Annotated in this window: 19 protein-coding genes and 1 pseudogene; 14 read left to right on the top strand and 6 right to left on the bottom strand. The window is 69.7% G+C overall.

Features of this window, described 5'->3' with window-relative positions; genetic code table 11:
- Positions 1-2: 2 nt before the first annotated feature.
- The 3 genes and pseudogenes from AU196_RS26405 to AU196_RS21330 all read left to right on the top strand — a co-directional run.
- Positions 3-338 (top strand): annotated as a pseudogene (locus tag AU196_RS26405) (transposase); the annotation flags it as partial.
- 198 nt (positions 339-536) lie between these two features.
- Positions 537-1,637, top strand: coding sequence for a resuscitation-promoting factor (locus tag AU196_RS21335; protein WP_059097165.1), 1,101 nt, complete (start codon positions 537-539; stop codon positions 1,635-1,637).
- A 158-nt stretch (positions 1,638-1,795) separates the two neighbouring features.
- Positions 1,796-3,319, top strand: coding sequence for a serine hydrolase domain-containing protein (locus AU196_RS21330; protein ID WP_502687278.1), 1,524 nt, complete (start codon positions 1,796-1,798; stop codon positions 3,317-3,319).
- A 6-nt stretch (positions 3,320-3,325) separates the two neighbouring features.
- On the opposite strand, the gene AU196_RS21325 is transcribed toward AU196_RS21330, so the two are convergent.
- Positions 3,326-4,138, bottom strand: a complete 813-nt coding sequence (locus tag AU196_RS21325) for a DUF1906 domain-containing protein (RefSeq protein WP_059097065.1) — start codon at positions 4,136-4,138, stop codon at positions 3,326-3,328.
- Positions 4,139-4,240: 102 nt separating this feature from the next.
- On the opposite strand from AU196_RS21325, the gene AU196_RS21320 reads away from it, so the two are divergent.
- The 7 genes from AU196_RS21320 to AU196_RS21295 all read left to right on the top strand — a co-directional run bounded on the left by AU196_RS21320 (position 4,241) and on the right by AU196_RS21295 (position 10,126).
- The gene (locus tag AU196_RS21320; protein WP_059097064.1) at positions 4,241-5,290 is read left to right on the top strand and encodes an ABC transporter permease; all 1,050 of its coding nucleotides are present in this window, start codon (positions 4,241-4,243) and stop codon (positions 5,288-5,290) included.
- A 3-nt stretch (positions 5,291-5,293) separates the two neighbouring features.
- Positions 5,294-6,292, top strand: coding sequence for an ABC transporter ATP-binding protein (locus AU196_RS21315; protein ID WP_059097063.1), 999 nt, complete (start codon positions 5,294-5,296; stop codon positions 6,290-6,292).
- 192 nt (positions 6,293-6,484) lie between these two features.
- Positions 6,485-6,811, top strand: coding sequence for a heme-binding protein (locus AU196_RS21310; protein ID WP_231737669.1), 327 nt, complete (start codon positions 6,485-6,487; stop codon positions 6,809-6,811).
- A gap of 48 nt (positions 6,812-6,859) precedes the next feature.
- The gene (locus tag AU196_RS25320) at positions 6,860-7,150 is read left to right on the top strand and encodes a hypothetical protein (RefSeq protein WP_082695821.1); all 291 of its coding nucleotides are present in this window, start codon (positions 6,860-6,862) and stop codon (positions 7,148-7,150) included.
- Between the two features lie 35 nt (positions 7,151-7,185).
- Entirely contained in the window at positions 7,186-7,944 is a 759-nt protein-coding gene (locus AU196_RS21305) for a YwaF family protein (protein ID WP_502687277.1), read from the top strand.
- Between the two features lie 109 nt (positions 7,945-8,053).
- The gene (locus tag AU196_RS21300; protein WP_059097061.1) at positions 8,054-9,415 is read left to right on the top strand and encodes a cytochrome P450; all 1,362 of its coding nucleotides are present in this window, start codon (positions 8,054-8,056) and stop codon (positions 9,413-9,415) included.
- A gap of 12 nt (positions 9,416-9,427) precedes the next feature.
- Positions 9,428-10,126, top strand: a complete 699-nt coding sequence (locus AU196_RS21295; RefSeq protein WP_059097060.1) for an Ntn hydrolase family protein — start codon at positions 9,428-9,430, stop codon at positions 10,124-10,126.
- Here AU196_RS21295 and AU196_RS21290 read toward each other — a convergent pair.
- A complete protein-coding gene (locus AU196_RS21290; protein WP_231737668.1) occupies positions 10,123-10,638 on the bottom strand; it encodes a YbaK/EbsC family protein in 516 nt (171 codons plus the stop codon). The genes AU196_RS21295 and AU196_RS21290 overlap by 4 nt on opposite strands.
- A gap of 14 nt (positions 10,639-10,652) precedes the next feature.
- Positions 10,653-10,862 carry a hypothetical protein gene (locus AU196_RS21285; RefSeq protein ID WP_059097058.1) on the bottom strand — a complete coding sequence of 70 codons (210 nt, stop codon included), beginning with the start codon at positions 10,860-10,862 and terminating at the stop codon, positions 10,653-10,655.
- 92 nt (positions 10,863-10,954) lie between these two features.
- Here AU196_RS21285 and AU196_RS21280 point away from each other — a divergent pair, with 92 nt between their 5' ends.
- On the top strand, positions 10,955-11,329 hold the full coding sequence (locus AU196_RS21280) for a hypothetical protein (RefSeq protein WP_502687281.1): 375 nt from the start codon (positions 10,955-10,957) through the stop codon (positions 11,327-11,329).
- Between the two features lie 46 nt (positions 11,330-11,375).
- Positions 11,376-12,011 (top strand): GNAT family N-acetyltransferase, encoded by a 636-nt coding sequence (locus AU196_RS21275; protein ID WP_059097056.1) that lies wholly within the window; start codon positions 11,376-11,378, stop codon positions 12,009-12,011.
- Positions 12,012-12,024: 13 nt separating this feature from the next.
- Here the strand turns inward: AU196_RS21275 and AU196_RS21270 are convergent, their stop codons facing one another.
- From AU196_RS21270 to crcB (AU196_RS21260), 3 genes are read right to left on the bottom strand one after another with little or no spacing between them, the layout of a single operon-like run.
- The gene (locus tag AU196_RS21270; protein WP_059097055.1) at positions 12,025-13,047 is read right to left on the bottom strand and encodes a DUF190 domain-containing protein; all 1,023 of its coding nucleotides are present in this window, start codon (positions 13,045-13,047) and stop codon (positions 12,025-12,027) included.
- A complete protein-coding gene (crcB, locus tag AU196_RS21265) occupies positions 13,044-13,403 on the bottom strand; it encodes a fluoride efflux transporter CrcB (RefSeq protein ID WP_059097054.1) in 360 nt (119 codons plus the stop codon). Before crcB (AU196_RS21265) ends, AU196_RS21270 begins: the two co-directional genes overlap by 4 nt.
- Positions 13,400-13,798 (bottom strand): fluoride efflux transporter CrcB, encoded by a 399-nt coding sequence (gene crcB, locus AU196_RS21260; RefSeq protein ID WP_059097053.1) that lies wholly within the window; start codon positions 13,796-13,798, stop codon positions 13,400-13,402. Before crcB (AU196_RS21260) ends, crcB (AU196_RS21265) begins: the two co-directional genes overlap by 4 nt.
- A 71-nt stretch (positions 13,799-13,869) precedes the next feature.
- Here crcB (AU196_RS21260) and pgm point away from each other — a divergent pair, with 71 nt between their 5' ends.
- Both pgm and AU196_RS21250 read left to right on the top strand, forming a co-directional pair.
- Positions 13,870-15,504, top strand: a complete 1,635-nt coding sequence (pgm, locus tag AU196_RS21255; RefSeq protein ID WP_059097052.1) for a phosphoglucomutase (alpha-D-glucose-1,6-bisphosphate-dependent) — start codon at positions 13,870-13,872, stop codon at positions 15,502-15,504.
- Positions 15,501-16,769, top strand: a complete 1,269-nt coding sequence (locus AU196_RS21250; RefSeq protein ID WP_059097051.1) for an MFS transporter — start codon at positions 15,501-15,503, stop codon at positions 16,767-16,769. The genes pgm and AU196_RS21250 overlap by 4 nt, the downstream gene beginning before the upstream one ends.
- Positions 16,770-16,808 lie beyond the last annotated feature (39 nt).

Here is a 16,808-nt window from a genome sequence, read left to right as displayed (position 1 = left end):
TGATGACGACGCTGGAGGACAGGGCGTTTCGCCGAGCGGCCGACGACGAGAGGTCGCCGCTGTCGCCGTCCCTGGCGGGTGGGTTGTCGGCCGAGTACCTGTCCCGGGTGATCGCCGTATTGGTCGACGAATACGTCGATCTCGGCCGCCTCCGCGATGACCGTGCCGACGGGCGCGGCACGGCGTCGGGGAATCCGCGGTCGATGGCCGCGATCCTGTTGTACGGCTGCGCGACCGGAGTCACCTCATCGCGGATGATCGCGCGAAAGTGCGTCGAGGACGCCTGTTTTCGGTGGCTGGCCGGGGGCCGAGCTCCGGACCATCGATCGATCGCGCAATTCCGCAGGCGACATGTCGCCGCGCTGACACCGCTGTTCGTCGAGGTGTTGGTGTGGTGTCAGGCCTCCGGGGTCGAGCGGCTGGGCGGAATCACGCTGCGCGGGACGGCCAGAGGCGCACTGGCGGAGGACGTGTTGGCCATGTTGGCCGACGCCGAACGAACCGACACCGTCGAGGACGCGACGCGCCCGGTCGCGGTGCGCGCGACCACGAACAGGCACCGTGCGGTGGTGGGAACGCTGCTGGTCGCGTTGATGTGCGCCGGCGGGTACGCCGCCGTCGCGGCCAAGCGCGTCACGCTGTCCGTCGACGGCGTCTCGACGACGGTGTCGACGATGCAGTCGCGTGTGGCCGACGTGTTGCGGGACAACGGCTATGCCGTCGGTGAGCACGACGAGGTCACCCCGAGGGCGGATCAGTCGGTAGGCGCGTCCGACACCATCGTGCTGAAACGCGGTCGCCCGCTGCAGGTGTCGGTCGACGGCCGGCCGGCCGAACACGTCTGGACGACGGCGATGACCGTCGGTGACGCCCTGAAGCGGCTGTCGATGCACGAGGTGGCGCCCGTCGGCGCATCGCGTGCCACTCCCGTACCGGTGGCCGGTATGGCGCTGGCGGTGGTCAGTCCGAAGCGGGTGTACATCAACGACGGCGGCCTCAAGAGTGAGCGACGGTTGGCGGCGGCCACTGTCGGCCAGTTGCTCGATGCCGCGGGCGCGCCGCTCCAGCAGAGCGACAGGGTGGTGCCGCGGGCGTCCGATCCGGTCCGCGAGGGCATGCAGATCGTGGTCACCCGCGTCAGGGTGCACAAGGTCTCCGAGCGGTTGCCGCTACCCGCGCCGCTGCGGCGGATCCATGACCCGACGATCAACATCAGCCGAAGCGTGGTCGCCGACCCCGGCAGCCCGGGCACCCAGGACGTCACCTTCGCCGTCTCCACGGTCAACGGCCGGCCCGTGGCGCGACAGGTGGTGGCGCGCAGCGTGGTGTCACCCGCCCGGCCTCAGGTCCAACGGGTCGGCGCCAAACCGGGAACGCAGGTGCCGCCGGTGGTCACCACGGCGTGGGATGCGCTCGCCACCTGCGAATCGAGCGGCAACTGGGCGATCAACACCGGCAACGGCTTCTACGGTGGCGTGCAGTTCAAACAGAGCACCTGGGAGGCGTACGGCGGACTGCGCTACGCGCCGCGCGCCGACCTGGCCACCCGTGAGGAGCAGATCGCGATCGCGGAGGTCACCCGGGCGAAGCAGGGCTGGGGCGCCTGGCCGGTGTGCAGCGCGAGGGTGCGACGCTGACGATACGACGCGATTCGGGACCGGCGATGGCATCGCCGCCTATGCTGATGGCCGACCTAGCCCCGAATCCGACGGCGTTCCCTGTGGCCACTGACACGTCAGCCGATGTCCCCGCCGTCAGACGCGTTGTCCGCAAAGCCGTTGCATCGGCAACTATCTTGGTGGTCCTCGCCGTCGTGTCGGCGTGCGGGCACGTCGCCCAGTCGGCGCGGGTCGGGGACACGCCTGTGGCGCCGCCACCGGCCGCGGTCGCCGCACCGCCTCCGACATCCGCCGCGCCTCCCCGCCCGTCGCCGCCTCGGCAAGCGGTCACCGCCGACTTCTCGGCGATCGACAAGGTGGTGAACGACGCGATCGCGGCGCGGCGGCTGCCCGGTGCGGTGGTGCTGGTCGGGCACCGCGGAGAGGTCGTGTTCCACCATGCGTACGGGGACCGGAAACTGGCCGGTGAACCCGGGCTGGACGGGGTGGCGGCCCCCGCGGAGCCGATGACCGAGGACACGATCTTCGACCTGGCGTCGCTGACCAAGTGCCTCGCCACGGCGATGGCCGTCATGCAACTCCACGAACAGGGCAGGGTCGCACTCGACGATCCCGTGCAGAAGTACCTGCCCGGCTTCAACACCTCGCAGGACCCCGTGCGTGCCAAGGTGTCGGTTCGCATGCTGCTCACCCACTTCTCGGGTGAGGCGCCGGACGTGAACCTCGACGATCCGTGGGGACTGAACCGCGCCGACAGGAAGGAGGGCCTCCATCGCGCGCTCACCACGCCGCTGCTGTCCGCGCCCGGAGAGGTCTACCGGTATTCCGACATCAACTTCATCCTGCTCGGCGCGTTGATCGAGCGGGTCACCGGTGAGCCCGAAGACGTCTATGTCGAGCGGAACATCTTTGCGCCGCTTGACATGTCGGACACGGGTTACCTGCCGCCGGCCAAGGCATGCGGTCCGCACACGGTAAAGGGAGTCGCGGTGCGGTGGGCGCCCACGGCGCGCGCCGCCGTCAAGGCGCGTTGTCCAGAAGGATCGTGGAGCACCGATCTGCTCTCGCGCATCGCGCCCACGGCCCATGACGACGAAGGCCGCCGCGATCCGCGCACGAATCCCGACTTCGACCATCTGCTGCGGGGATCCGTGCACGACACGACGACCCGGCGGATGGGTGGGGTGGCCGGGCACGCCGGTGTGTTCTCCACGGCGCACGACGTCGGCGTCTTCGCCCAGGCCCTGCTGGATCGACTTGCCGGCCGCCCGAGCGCCTTCCCGCTCGCGAAGGCGACCCTCGAGACGATGACGGCCCCTCAGCAGCCCGGAAGCACGGCTCGACAAATCGAGACAGCGCAGCAGGCCACCGCGGAAGCCATGACGAACACGCCGAACGTACGGCATCCGCTGCTGGCGCCGGACTATCCCGCGGTCAGGGGACAGAATCTGCGCGGCCTCGGGTGGGACATCGACACCGCCCATTCACAGCCGCGCGGCACGGTCTTTCCCGTCGGCAGCTTCGGCCACACCGGCTTCACCGGAACCTCGGTGTGGATCGATCCGGGTTCGGACACCTACGTCGTCCTCCTCGCGAACGCGATTCACCCGCGGGGCAATTGGCCGATCTCGACGCTGCGCGGTGAAGTGGCCACGCTGACCGCCCGGGCCCTCGGCCTGTACGGCGCCGCGCCGCGCTGAGCCCCGTCACGCGCGGTCGAGATCCCACTGCCCGAAATCGGCCGCCAGGACCTCGTTCACATCCACGTTGGTGCCGCCCAGGCGGAAACCCGGGTCCGACGCGGTGACGATCACGTACTGGTAGAGGACAGCCCTGGGCTCGCGCACCCCATCAGACCAGGCCCTGGTCTGCCACGCCCACCAGTGTCCCGGCGCCGTCGAGCGCCCTATCACGCCGTCGTCGATCGCCCACGCACACACCCGGGCGTGTCCGTAGACGCCGGTGCGGTCCACGCCCAGCACCGAATTGATCCCGCGCAACCACTCGACCGCAACGCTTCCCCACGTGTCGGCGTCGATGTCCTCGTCGATGCTGAAGAAGATCGGCGCGGACGCCGGCCCACCGGCCGCGGAGTGCAGCCGCATGGCGGTCCGGGCGTCCGCGACGCCACCGTCGTACCCGCGGGTGAAGTCCGACGGTGTTGGCCACCCGGGTTTGCCGTACTGATAGCAGCTGGCGACGCGAAGACCCGCAGCGCGGAGCGCATCCGCGTAGCCGCGGGTGACCGGCTTGAAATCGAAGTCCGCCCCCGGCCGGAGCTCGGACACATAGACGAGCGCCCCGTCGAAGCCCGCCGCCTTGATCTGGTCGGGCGGGACCTGCCGATGCGTGAAGTCGATCATCCTCAAATCGGCGGCCGAAGCCCTCTGGGCGGAAACCGTCGCCATCGCGGAACCGGAGGCCAGGAGAGCCGGCGCGCAGAGCCCGTAGATCAGTGCTCTGCGCCGGGAGACGGAGCGCGGGTCGCCGCGACCGGACGGCCTCGGCGGATCATGCACGGCGCGATGGTAACAACGGCGCCGCCATCCCCGGGGTCAGTTCCGCGGAGAATCCCGCCAAAGTCCTCGGCAGGACAGGGCGGTCTCGGTACCGTCGACCCCATGTTGTTCGCGGCGATCCGCGACATGCAGTGGCGACGGCGACGCTTCTTCATCGCGATCGTCAGCACCGGCCTGGTTTTCGCGATGACATTGGTGTTGACCGGACTCGCGAACGGCTTTCGCGTCGAAGCCGAACGCACCGTTGATTCGATGGGCGTCGACGCGTTCGTGATTCGGGCGGGCGCGAACGGGCCGTTCCTCGGTGCGACGCCGTTCATCCCCGCCAACCTCTCGCAGGTGGCCGAGACACCGGGCGTCACAGCCGCGGCCCCGCTCGCCACGGCCGCGACGACGGTCCGCGAAGGCACGGCGACCCGGAACGCCAACGCGTTCGGAGCCCCGGAGCGCGGTCCCGGGATGCCGTCGGTCACGGAGGGCCGCGCTCCGTCGGCACCGAACGAGGTCGCGGCCTCGAGCACCCTCGGTCGACGCGTGGGAGAGGAGGTGCAGGCCGGCGCGCGCACGCTGCAGATCGTCGGCATCGTGCCCGATTCCACCGCACTGGCGAAGATGCCCAATCTCTTTCTGACGACCGAGGGCCTGCAGCAGTTGGCGTACAACGGTCAGCCGCTGGTCACGTCGATCGGGGTGGTCGGCCTTCCACAGCAGGCTCCCGAAGGCTTCGACGTCGTCGATCGAGCAACAGGTGTCGACGACCTGCTGCGGCCGCTGAAGGCCGGGGTGGACGGAATCACGATCGTGGCAGCATTGCTGTGGGTCGTGGCCGCGTTGATTGTCGGGTCGGTCGTGTATGTCTCTGCCCTGGAACGCATGCGCGACTTCGCGGTCTTCAAGGCGATCGGCGCGCGGACGGTCTCGATCTTGGCGGGGCTGGCCCTTCAGGCGGTCGTAGTCGCTCTTCTCGCGGCGGCGCTGGGCATGGTGCTCTCGCAGCTGCTGGCGCCGCTTTTCCCTATGTATGTCGTCGTGCCGGTGCGCGCCTTCGTCGCGCTGCCGGTGATCGCCGTCGGCATCGGGCTGCTGGCGAGCGTCGCCGGAGTCAGGCGGATCGTGGCGGTCGACCCGGCGCTGGCCTTCGGAGGGCCGTGAGCGGTGAGCGCCTTGACCATTCGCGATCTGGTCGTCGAGTACTCCAGCGGGGGGTACGCCGTCCGGCCGATCAACGGCTTGAGCCTCGACGTGTCGGCGGGGTCGCTCCTGATTCTGTTGGGGCCCAGCGGTTGTGGGAAGACGACCCTGTTGTCCTGCCTCGGCGGCATCCTGCGGCCGCAGTCCGGCAGCATCAGGTTCAACGGCGTTGACATCACCGCACTCGACGGCGGCGAGTTGGCGAGGCACCGACGCGACACGGTGGGCATCGTGTTCCAGGCGTTCAACCTCGTCCCTAGCCTCACCGCCATCGAGAACGTCATGGTTCCTCTGCGCATGGCGGGGGCGTCGCGCGCCCGTGCGCGTCAGCGCGCCGAAGACCTCTTGAGCCGGGTCGGACTCGCGGAGCGGATGAAACACCGTCCAGGTGACTTGAGCGGCGGTCAGCAGCAGCGCGTCGCAGTCGCTCGTGCGCTCGCGGTCGACCCGCCGCTGATCCTCGCCGACGAACCGACCGCCCACCTGGATTTCATCCAGGTAGAAGGAGTGCTTCGGCTGATTCGCTCGCTCGCGCAGGGCGAACGCGTCGTGGTGGTCGCGACGCACGACAGCCGCATGCTGCCGATGGCTGACCGCGTCGTCGAACTGCTGCCCGCGCTCCCGTCGAGCAACCAGCCGCTCGACACCGTGGACCTGGGGGCCGGCGAAGTGCTGTTCCGACAGGGCACCATGGGGCATCTGATCTATGTCGTCACTCGGGGCGAGCTTGAGATCGTGCATGAACTGTCCGGTGGCGGAGAGGAATTGGTGAAAGTCGCCCAGCCCGGGGATTACTTCGGCGAACTCGGCGTCTTGTTCAACCTGCCGCGCTCGGCGACTGTGCGCGCCCGAACCGACGCGACCGTCGTCGGCTATACGGTGCAGGAGTTTCGGCAACGGTCCGGCGTGATGGGCGTGAGCGATCTGATCGCGCACCGAGAGTGTGAGCGCGACCAAAGGTAGCTGAGATGCTCAGATCCGTTGCCATCACAAATGTTTGCGTCGAATCCACAAGACCGATTCGCGTAATCGCGCCGTCTCGGCGCGCACTGTGGTTACGGTGTCATCAGTTTCGGACGCGCAATGAGGGAGTCGGCGATGTTGCGGTCGAGCTGTGGCATACGAAATGGCCTGGGCGTTCTGGGTGTGAGTGCGATGATCCTCGGAGGCGCCGGGCTGGCGTCCGCTCAGCCGGCACCTCCGCCTCCACCACCGCAGCCGGGATGCACGGCGGCCGATCTGGCCCAGGTGTCGGGTGTGGTCGGGACCGCGATGGGCAATTATCTGTTCACCCATCCGGACGTCAACAACTTCTTCACCAGCCTTCGGGGTCTGCCCAACGAGGAGCTCCGCGGGAGGGTGCAGGATTACATGACCGCCAACCGCCAGGTGGAGATGGAGATCAACGGAATCCGCCAGCCCCTGACCGACCTGCGGGCTCGCTGTGACGCACCCGCGGCGGGGCCTCTGGGTCCGCCGTGACGTGTTACACCGATTTGAGGCACGGCGGGCGCATCGAGGAGTGAAGCGATGACTCTTTGGACACGGACATTCACCGCCGCGGCCGCAGTCGCGGCGTTCGGGACCATCCCCGGCGCAATAGTGGTGTACGCGCCCGGCGTCGCCGACGCGGACGTGTGCGCCAGCGTCGGCCGCCGAGTCTCTGTGAGCGGGTGTGCCAATATCGCCGACGCGGTCGCCCCCTATGTTCCGCCGCCGGCCTACTACGCGCCCATGCCGTACGACCCACCGCCGCCGCCGAACGTCACGGGGTGCGTCAGCTACAACGGCAGGTGGGTCAATGCGGGCGGGTGCAATTAGGGCGCACCTCTCGGGGAACCGCGGCACGCCCTGCGATGATCGACACCGTGGTGGAGCTGATCGCAGCGCAACGTGAGTTCTCGGCCTACGGCCCTTCGCATCTGACCGTGCTGATCGTGTTCGTTGTCGGGGCCGCGCTGCTGGTGTGGCACGGGCGGCGACAGACCGAGGCGCAGGCGCGTCTGGTCGGGCGGGTGCTGGCCGTCCTGATCCTGGGCGCCTTCCTCACGGCGCTCGTCTACAAGCTCATCCGGTCGGACCTGGCCACCTCCGTGCCGCTGCAGTTGTGCGACATCGCCGAACTGACGGCGGCCTACGCCCTGTGGTCCCAGCGGCATCGGGCGTTCGTGCTCACCTACTTCTGGGGGCTGGTGCTCAGTTCACAGGCCCTGCTCACCCCGGACATCGGCACCCCCGAGGAAGGCGCTCCCGACTTCCCCCACCACCTGTTCGTCACGTTCTTCACCCTGCACGTGCTCGTCGTCTGGGCGGCGGTCTACCTCACCTGGGGGCGCGGGATGCGACCGCGCTGGGCCGACTACCGGTTCGCGGTCGTCGTGACGCTGGGGTGGGTTGCTTTCACGCTCGCGTTCAACGCGATCGCGGGAACCAACTACGGCTATCTCAACGCCAAGCCGCCGACCGCGTCGGTGCTCGACGTCCTGGGCCCGTGGCCGGTGTACCTGGTCGCCGAGATCGCGGTCGTCATGGTGGTGTGGGCGTTGATGACCTGGCCGTGGGAGCGCAAGACGTTGCGCGCGAACGCCGACGGAGCGACGGCCTCGGTGAACTGACGTCGCGCCGTCTGAGCTGCGATGATGACGCGACATGAGGGTCGAGACGCGCCGTGCGCGCTCACCCGGGTCGCGCACGGACGGGTGTGCACGCAATGATGGACGGGTTGTGACTGACGTTGACCTCGACCTCGACGCGCTGCCCCTGGCGCCGAAGAACCCGCTGCCGTACCGGCAGTTGCTGCCCCTGGTGCGCAACTTCCACACCGGCCAGGAGGTGCTGCGCCAGGCTGCGGGGCCGGTGATCCGGCTCAAACTCGGGCCGAAGTGGATGATCCCGCAGATCGTCGTGGTTACCTCACCGGCCGGAATCCGCGACGTCCTCGGTCGCAATCACGAGTCGGCCGAACGATGCCGCGTTCACGACGAGGTCCGCGACCTCGGCGGTGAGAGCCTGTTCGTCCTCCCCAACGATCCGTGGGTGCCGCGTCGCCGCGCGCTGCAGCCCGTGTTCACCAAGCCCAGCGTGCGCGGATTCGGCGGGCACATGTCGCGGGCGGCGCAGATGGTCGGAAAGGGCTGGGGCGAGACCGCTCAGGTGAACCTCGACGACGAGTGCCGCAGACTGACGATGCGCTCACTGGGCCGGTCCATCCTCGGGCTGGACCTCGACGCGAAGGCCGACGTGATCGCCGGTCCGTTGCCCGTCGCCGCGGGCTACGCCGCCGACCGTGCGCTGAAACCCGTACGGGCGCCTCGTTGGCTGCCCACGCCGCAGCGCCGCCGCGCCAACGCCGCGGTGGCCACCATGAAGACCGTGACCCGCGACATCCTGCAGGCCTGCCGTGCGGACCCGACCCGGGATGCGCCACTGGTCCATGCGCTGATCCACGCCTCGGATCCGGAGACCGGTCGCGCGCTGTCCGACGACGACATCTGCAACGAACTGCTGGTCTTCATGCTGGCCGGTCACGACACCACCGCCACGCTGCTGACCTACGCGCTCTGGGCGCTGGGCCACCACCCGGACATGCAGGACCGGGTGGCCGCCGAGGCCCGCGCGGTCGGTGACCGGCTCCTCACCCCGGACGACGTCGGCCGGCTCGGGTACACCGTGCAGGTGCTCAACGAGTCGCTTCGGCTGTGCCCGCCGGCCGCCGGCGTCGGCCGGCTGGCGCTGCGCGATGTCGCGGTAGACGGATACCGCGTCGAGGCGGGCAGCCTGGTCGGCATCGGGATCTATGCCGTCCATCGGGACCCCGCGCTGTGGGACCGCCCCCTGGAATTCGACCCGGAGCGGTTCAGCCCGCAGAACGCCAAGGACCGCGACCGCTGGCAGTTCATCCCGTTCGCCGGCGGACCACGCGCCTGCATCGGTCAGCACTTCGCGATGCTGGAGGCCACGCTCGCGCTGGCCACGCTGATCGGCTCGCACGAAATCCGCTCGGTGGACGATGATTTCCCGCTCGAAACCCCGTACACCACCGTCGCCGCCGGGCCCATATGGGCCCGCGTGCACCGCCGCACCTGAGAACATCACCTCATGACGGTCGTCATCGCACTGCGCTGTGCCGACGGAGTGGTGCTCGGCGCCGACTCCCAGATCACCGAACCCGCCCGCGGCCTGACCTACCCGGCCCAGAAGCTGCACGGCCTCGGGAAGCGCGCCGCGTGGGGCGGTAGCGGATCCCGTGCGGTGCTCTTCGATCTGGAGCGGCTGTTCGACGCGCAGCCCGAGACGATCGTCGAGGCCCAGGACGTAGGGCGGGCGCTGCAGGCGCGGGTGGTGCCCGTCCTCCAGCACCACTACGAGAACTTCATCGAGAAGGTGCCCGGCGAATCGGACAGCGGCGCCACACCCGCGACGTACGTGTTGGCCGCCGGGTACTCCAACGGCGAACCGTTCATCGTCGACATCGATCCGCACGGCCTCATCGGCCACTACGAGGAGACCGGCTTCCACGCGGTGGGCAGTGGTGCGCCGATGGCCCAGCAGGCGCGCGCGCTGCTGGCCAACTTCCGGATGTCCGAGCGGCCCGTCCAGTACGGCGTGGTCGCGGCGCTGCGGGTCCTGGACGCCCTCGACGAGAGTTCGCCCACGGTCGGTGGGCCGATGGACCTCTGCCGCATCACCGCCGACGGTGCCGAGCATCTGTCGGACGACGAAGTGGCCGAGGTCCGCGACCGCGTACGGCGCTGGGAGGATCTCGAACGCCGCACCCTCGACAGGTTGTTCGACTAGGCCTTGACGATGGGCAGCACCTCGGCACCCGGCACCGCCGCGAGTCTGCCGGGTTCGGCCAGGATCTTCGACGCCCGCACCCCGCTGCCGATCACCACGCGGGGCTGGGTGAGAACCTGTTCGTCGATCAGGATCGGCCACCCGTCCGGCAGGCCCACCGGGGTGATGCCGCCGTACTCCATCCCGCTGAGCGACACCGCGACCTCCATGGGGGCGAACGAGATCTTGCGGGCGTCGAGCCACTTGCGCACGACGCCGTTGACGTCCGCTCGCGTGGTCGCCAACACCAGGCAGGCGGCGTGCCAGATCCGTTCGGCGCGTTTGGCTTCCACCACGACGCAGTTGGCCGATTGCTCCAGCGCGATCCCGTAGTGCTCGCAGAACTCGGCCGTATCCGCGAACCCGGGGTCGATGGCGCTCACCCACAATCCCTGTGCGCCGCGGTGCCGCACCTCCTGCCGCACCGGCTCGGCGACCAGGTCGAGCGCGTCGCCGATCGGGCTGAAATCCAAAGCACCCAAACGCATCACAGCGGGCCTGTCTCGAGGCTGTCGCTGCGGTCACCGACGAAACGCAACAGATCCGGGTCCGCGGAGACGAACCTGTCGACCTCCTCGCCGCCGTCGCACCGCAGCAGCGCGATGGTCACCCGACCGGGTGTTCGCGACACCACGGTCCACACCGCACCGCTGTCCTCCCACCGCTGGAGCTCCTCGACACGGTCCCGCTCGGTCATGTCTCAACCATCCCATGTCGGCCCTGGCATAGGCTCGCGACGTGGACGCAGCCCGGGCGGTGGCGGTCGCCGCGATCTTCGTGTGGTTGGGGATGGTGCTCGCCATCTCGTTTCTCGAGGCGCCGCTGAAATTCCGGGCGCCGGGGGTCACCCTCGCGCTCGGGCTGGGTATCGGCCGACTGGTGTTCCGTGCGCTCAACCTCAGCGAGGTCCTGCTCGCCGTCGCCGTGGTCGCGGCGTTCGTCGCGCACCGGCCCCCGGTGGGGGCGGCCGTCGGCGCCGCCGGCGCCCTCGGCTGCCTCCTGGCTCAGGTGATTCTGGTCCGCCCGCGCCTGAGCCGGCGGTCGGACGCGGTGCTCGCCGGAGCGGAGGGGCCGCGCTCGCACGCGCACCTGGTCTATGTCGGGTTCGAGGTCGTCAAGGTGGTCGCGCTGCTCACCTCCGGAGTGCTGCTGCTCGCGGCCTGAGGTAGGTAAACCTACCCTCATTCTCTCGGGTAGGCTCGTCGCTCAAATGACCGAGATCGACGAGGCGCTCACACCGGTTCTGCCACGGGAGTTGGCCGCCGTCTCCGACGAGGTGCGCGCCGTGCCCGCGCCGCCGTTGCCCGCATTGTCCGCGCCCTACGCGCTGCGCCACGCCGACCCGGCCGGCGACGCGGCGCTGATCTCGCAGTGGATGAACCGGCCCCACCTCGTCGAGGCCTGGGAGTACCCATGGCCGCCGGAGCGCTGGCGCCGCCACTTGAAGGCCCAGCTCGACGGCGAGTATTCGCGTCCGGTGATCGGCAGCGTCGACGGCGCCGACATGGCCTACCTCGAGCTGTACCGCGCGGCCAAGGATTCGATCGCGTCCCGGTACGACGCCGATCCGTACGACATCGGCATCCACGTGGCGATCGCCGACCTCGACTTCGTGAACCGCGGTCTGGCGCCGTCGTTGCTGCCGAGGGTGGTGGGAAGCCTGTTCGAGGCCGAACCGCGGTGTCGCCGCATCATGTTCGATCCCGACCATCGCAACACCGCCGCTCGGCGCGTGTGTGAGGCCGGCGGGTGCACGTTCCTCGGAGAACACGATATGGAGAACCGCCGGATGGCGCTGTACGCGTTGCCGCGCACACCGCAGGACGCGCCCGCGGTCGACTCCTAGCCACTGCCCGCGGTCACAGCGCACCCCGGCGGACGCCGTCGTCGATCCACACCGCGCCGGGCACCGACTCGACGGTGACCACACCGCGGCGGGCGGTGATCTCGTCGACCACCGCGGCGCAGGCCGCGATGCGCTCCGGGGTGTCGACGACGACCGTGGTGACGGGAACGTGTCGTTCGATCCGCAGCAGGCTGTCGGTCAGCGGTGCCTCGCCACCCTGGAAGCCCCAGACACCCCGGAACACGGTGGCCCCGGCGCTCGAATGCAGCGCGCGCAGGCGGGTGATCAGGGCGCGGTGCACCGGCACGCCGTCGTGCATCGCCGACCCACGGGTCTGCAGGGTCAGCTTCCGGTGCGCGTGGGGATGCGTGCCGTCCGACGGCGGCGCCATCAGCGCGCCGTCGAGCGCGGAGGTGTTCACCGCCTCGACGGTCACCATCTGCAGGCCCGGCGTCGCGCGCAGGACGTCGATCGCCGCCACCGCCCGCGCGGTCGGCCCCATCCCGACGACCATCGCCGGCACGTCGAGGTTGCGGCTGAAGAACCTGGCGCGGTGCCGCTGACCGTGCGCGGTGCCGTCCACCCCGAGGTACGCCGTCGCGGAGTGAAAACCGTGACCGCGCAGCGTGTCGCACACCGCGGCGTAGGCGAGTACGCCCGAGATCCGCTGCCCCCGGCGCACATAGACCGTCAGCCGAGTCAGCGGTCCGCTCGGCACCGGCCCGTCCGCGGAGCGCACCGATTCCACGGTGACCAGGCCGCGGGAAACCAGACCTACCGCCTGTGCGGCCAGTTCCCGCATCTGCGCGGAGCGGTCGACCGCGACGATCGCGATGGGCGGATCCTCGGAGCCCGTCAGCGTGACATCGCTGCGCAGGTCATGCCGCGGCCCGAACCCCGCGATACCGCGGATCACGATGCTGGTGGCCACCGACGCGGCGCCGTACAGGTCGAGCAGCGCGTCGGCCGTGAACCGGTCCGCGCTGCGCTGCCGCTCGCCGAAGTAGGCCGTCACCTTCGCCAGGTCGCCGTTCACAGCAGGCCCCCGAGCCACAGGCCCGCCGCGGCGGCCGACACGCCCAGGACGACGCTGCCGACCACGTTGGCGGCGGCCGGCCAGCCGCGGCGCTCCTCGGCGAGGCGGTGGGTTTCCAGCATCCACGTCGAGAAGGTGGTGTAGGAGCCGATGAACGCCGTGCCCACCAGCAGTGCCAGATGCGGGCTCAGCGCGAGCCCGCCGAGCAAGCCGAGGATGAACGCCCCGCTGACGTTGACCGCCGCGGTGCCGAACGGAAACGGGCGTCCCACCGCCGACGTGACCGCACGGTCGAGCAGGAAGCGGCACACCGCACCTGCCCCGCCGAGCAGCAACACCCCCGCCCATACGATCATCGGCGTATGCGCGCCCGTCTCACCAGCGCGGTGGCGACCGCGACCGCGACCAGACCGGCAGCCAGGCTGGCGGCGGTGTAGCCGGCCGCCAGCCCGTGGTGGCCGTGTTCGAGCATGCGCACCGTCTCGACCTGCATCGTCGAGAACGTCGTCAGACCGCCGCACAGGCCGGTGCCCAACAACGGGCGGCGGTAGCTGGACACCGGCAGTCGTTCGAGCAACCGGGTGGTGACATAGCCGAGCAGGAAGGCGCCCACGATGTTGACCGTGAACGTCGGCCACGGCCACCGGCCTGGGTCGGGCGCGGCGAGTTCCTCGAACCCCGCCCGCGCCAGCGTGCCCAGCGCTCCGCCGACGAAAACCGCGGCCAGTTCCCGGCCATCGAAACGGGGCATGACCGAGAGTATGGCGGGAATACCTCCAGCCGTCGGACAGCGCCACGTCGCAAGGGAGCAGAATCGAGATCATGGCGGCCAACCCCCGCGCCGGGCAGCCGGCGCAACCCGAAGACCTCATCGACGTCGCGCAGGTCGTGACGGCGTACTACGCCGTGCGTCCCGACCCCGAGGACGTGGCCCAGCAGGTGGCGTTCGGCACCTCCGGACACCGCGGTTCGAGCCTGGACGCGGCGTTCAACGAGGCGCACATCCTCGCGACCACCCAGGCGATCGTCGAATACCGCGCCGCCCAGGGCACGACGGGCCCGCTGTTCATCGGCCGCGACACCCACGCGCTCTCGGAGCCGGCGTGGACGTCGGCGCTCGAGGTGCTCGCCGCCAACGATGTTGTGGCGATGGTCGATTCGGCGGGCCGCTACACGCCCACCCCGGCGGTCAGTCACGCCATCCTGAGCTTCAACCGCGGGCGGGAGTCCGGCCTGGCCGACGGGATCGTGGTCACGCCGTCGCACAATCCGCCGCGTGACGGCGGGTTCAAGTACAACCCGCCCAACGGCGGGCCCGCGGACACCGACGCCACCGGGGCGATCGCGAAACGGGCGAACGAGATCCTGCGCGACGGTCTGCGTGATGTGAAACGCGTCCCGCTGGCCCGGGCGTTGCCGACCGCGCAGCGCCACGACTACCTCGACGCCTACGTCGCGGACCTGCCGAACGTCGTCGATCTGCACGCGATCCGCGCCGAAGGGGTGCGCATCGGCGCCGACCCGCTCGGCGGCGCCAGCGTCGACTACTGGGGTGCGATCGCCGAACGGCACGACCTCAACCTCACCGTGGTCAATCCGCTGGTGGACGCGACGTGGCGGTTCATGACCCTCGACGGGGACGGCAAGATCCGCATGGACTGCAGTTCGCCGAACGCCATGGCCAGCTTGATCGGGAAGATCGGCGACTACCAGGTCGCCACCGGTAACGACGCCGACTCCGACCGCCACGGCATCGTCACCCCCGACGGCGGGTTGTTGAACCCCAACCATTACCTTGCGGTGGCGATCGACTACCTGTTCACCCACCGGCCCGACTGGTCGTCGTCGACGGCGGTGGGCAAGACCGCGGTGAGCTCCTCGATCATCGACCGCGTGGTCGCCGGGCTGGGGCGCACCTTGCAGGAGGTGCCGGTCGGGTTCAAATGGTTCGTCGACGGATTGATCGGCGGCACAATCGGGTTCGGTGGCGAGGAGAGCGCCGGGGCATCGTTCCTGCGCACCGACGGCACCGTGTGGACCACCGACAAGGACGGGATCATTCTGGCGCTGCTGGCCTCGGAGATCCTCGCGGTGACCGGGTCGACGCCGTCGCAGCGGTATGCCGAACTCGCCGAGAAGTACGGCGCCCCGACGTATGCGCGCATCGATGCGCCGGCCGACCGTGAGCAGAAGGCGCGGCTGGCCAAGCTGTCTCCCGAGCAGGTGACGGCCACCGAACTGGCCGGCGAGCCGATCACGGCGAAGCTGACCGCGGCGCCGGGCAACAACGCACCGCTGGGCGGGCTGAAGGTGACCACCGAGAACGCCTGGTTCGCCGCGCGTCCGTCGGGCACAGAGGACGTCTACAAGATCTACGCGGAATCCTTCAAGGGGCCCGAGCACCTCGCCGAGGTGCAGAAGGCGGCGCGTGAAGTGGTGGCGGCGGTCATTTCGTGAGTTCGCGGACGGAGGACGAGTGTCCGCAGACGACCAAACAGCGGCTGCCCCGTGAGGTCTGGGTCCTGGTCGTCGCCAATGTCGTCGTAGCGCTCGGCTACGGGGTGGTGGCCCCGGTGCTGCCGCAGTACGCCCGGCACTTCGGCGTCAGCATCAGCGCCGCGACATTCGTCATCACCGCCTTCGCGGTGATGCGTCTGGTCGGGGCGCCGGCGGCGGGGCTGTTCGTGCAGCGACTGGGGGAGCGGCGGGTCTACGTCAGCGGCCTGATCATCGTGGCGCTGTCGACCGCGGCGTGCGCGTTCGCCGAAACCTATTGGCAACTGCTGCTGTTCCGGTCGCTGGGCGGAATCGGCTCCGCGATGTTCACGGTGTCGTCGCTGGGGCTGATGATCCGGATATCGCCCGCCGACGCACGGGGACGCGTCGCCGGGTTGTTCTCGTCGGGGTTCATGATCGGATCGGTGGGCGGCCCGATCCTCGGGAGTCTGACCGCGGGGCTGGGATTGTCGGCGCCGTTCGTCATCTACGGTGCGGCGCTGCTGGTCGCCGCGGCGGTCGTGTTCATCAGCCTGCGCAAGTCCGTCGTGGTCGGGCAGGCGGACGACGTGGCAGGAACGCCGGTGCCGTTTCGGGCCGTCATCCGCCACCGCGCATACCAGGCGGCGCTGTTCTCCAACTTCGCGACGGGGTGGGCCTCGTTCGGTCTGCGCATCGCGCTGGTGCCGCTGTTCGTCGTGGAGGTGCTGGGCCGTAGCCCGGGAGCGGCCGGGCTGGCGCTCACCGCATTCGCGGTGGGCAACATCTCCGTCGTCATCCCCAGCGGGTATCTCTCCGACCGGCTCGGGCGCCGCAAGCTGCTGATCTTCGGGCTGGCGTTGGCGGCCCTGTCCACCGCGCTGGTGGGGTTCACCGAATCGATGCCGGTGTTCCTGGCGGCCGCCTACGTCGCGGGTGCGGCCACGGGGGTGTTCGTCTCACCGCAGCAGGCCGCGGTCGCCGACGTGGTGGGCAACAAGTCGCGCGGCGGGACGGCGGTCGCGACGTTTCAGATGATGGCCGATCTCGGCTCGATCGGCGGCTCGCTGCTGGTCGGCCTGATCGCCCAGTACACCTCGTTCGCCTGGGCCTTCCTGATCAGCGGCGTCATCCTGGGCGTGGCCGCGGTGGGCTGGATCTTCGCGCCGGAGACCCGGCCGCGCTCGTCGACCGAGCACACCGAGGCCCGGCCGCTCGGACCGGAGGCCGGCGGCGAAGTGCCGTGACCAGCGATTTTGAGCGGCCACCCTCCGTGGTGTAACTTC

It is taken from the genome of Mycobacterium sp. IS-1742, assembly GCF_001500125.1.
Classification (GTDB): domain Bacteria; phylum Actinomycetota; class Actinomycetes; order Mycobacteriales; family Mycobacteriaceae; genus Mycobacterium.
The sequence above is the reverse complement of the archived record's forward strand: the minus strand, read 5'-3'. Positions and strand labels throughout refer to the sequence as shown.

Coding starts and splice junctions, on each gene's coding strand:
- crcB (WP_059097053.1), bottom strand. CDS start 13,798: ATGCCCCGTTTCGATGGCCGGGAACTGGCCGCGGTTTTCGTCGGCGGA.
- AU196_RS21285 (WP_059097058.1), bottom strand. CDS start 10,862: ATGACCGAGCGGGACCGTGTCGAGGAGCTCCAGCGGTGGGAGGACAGC.
- AU196_RS21275 (WP_059097056.1), top strand. CDS start 11,376: ATGACCGAGATCGACGAGGCGCTCACACCGGTTCTGCCACGGGAGTTG.
- pgm (WP_059097052.1), top strand. CDS start 13,870: ATGGCGGCCAACCCCCGCGCCGGGCAGCCGGCGCAACCCGAAGACCTC.
- AU196_RS21305 (WP_502687277.1), top strand. CDS start 7,186: ATGATCGACACCGTGGTGGAGCTGATCGCAGCGCAACGTGAGTTCTCG.
- AU196_RS21310 (WP_231737669.1), top strand. CDS start 6,485: ATGATCCTCGGAGGCGCCGGGCTGGCGTCCGCTCAGCCGGCACCTCCG.
- AU196_RS25320 (WP_082695821.1), top strand. CDS start 6,860: ATGACTCTTTGGACACGGACATTCACCGCCGCGGCCGCAGTCGCGGCG.
- crcB (WP_059097054.1), bottom strand. CDS start 13,403: ATGATCGTATGGGCGGGGGTGTTGCTGCTCGGCGGGGCAGGTGCGGTG.
- AU196_RS21280 (WP_502687281.1), top strand. CDS start 10,955: ATGGTGCTCGCCATCTCGTTTCTCGAGGCGCCGCTGAAATTCCGGGCG.
- AU196_RS21295 (WP_059097060.1), top strand. CDS start 9,428: ATGACGGTCGTCATCGCACTGCGCTGTGCCGACGGAGTGGTGCTCGGC.
- AU196_RS21320 (WP_059097064.1), top strand. CDS start 4,241: ATGTTGTTCGCGGCGATCCGCGACATGCAGTGGCGACGGCGACGCTTC.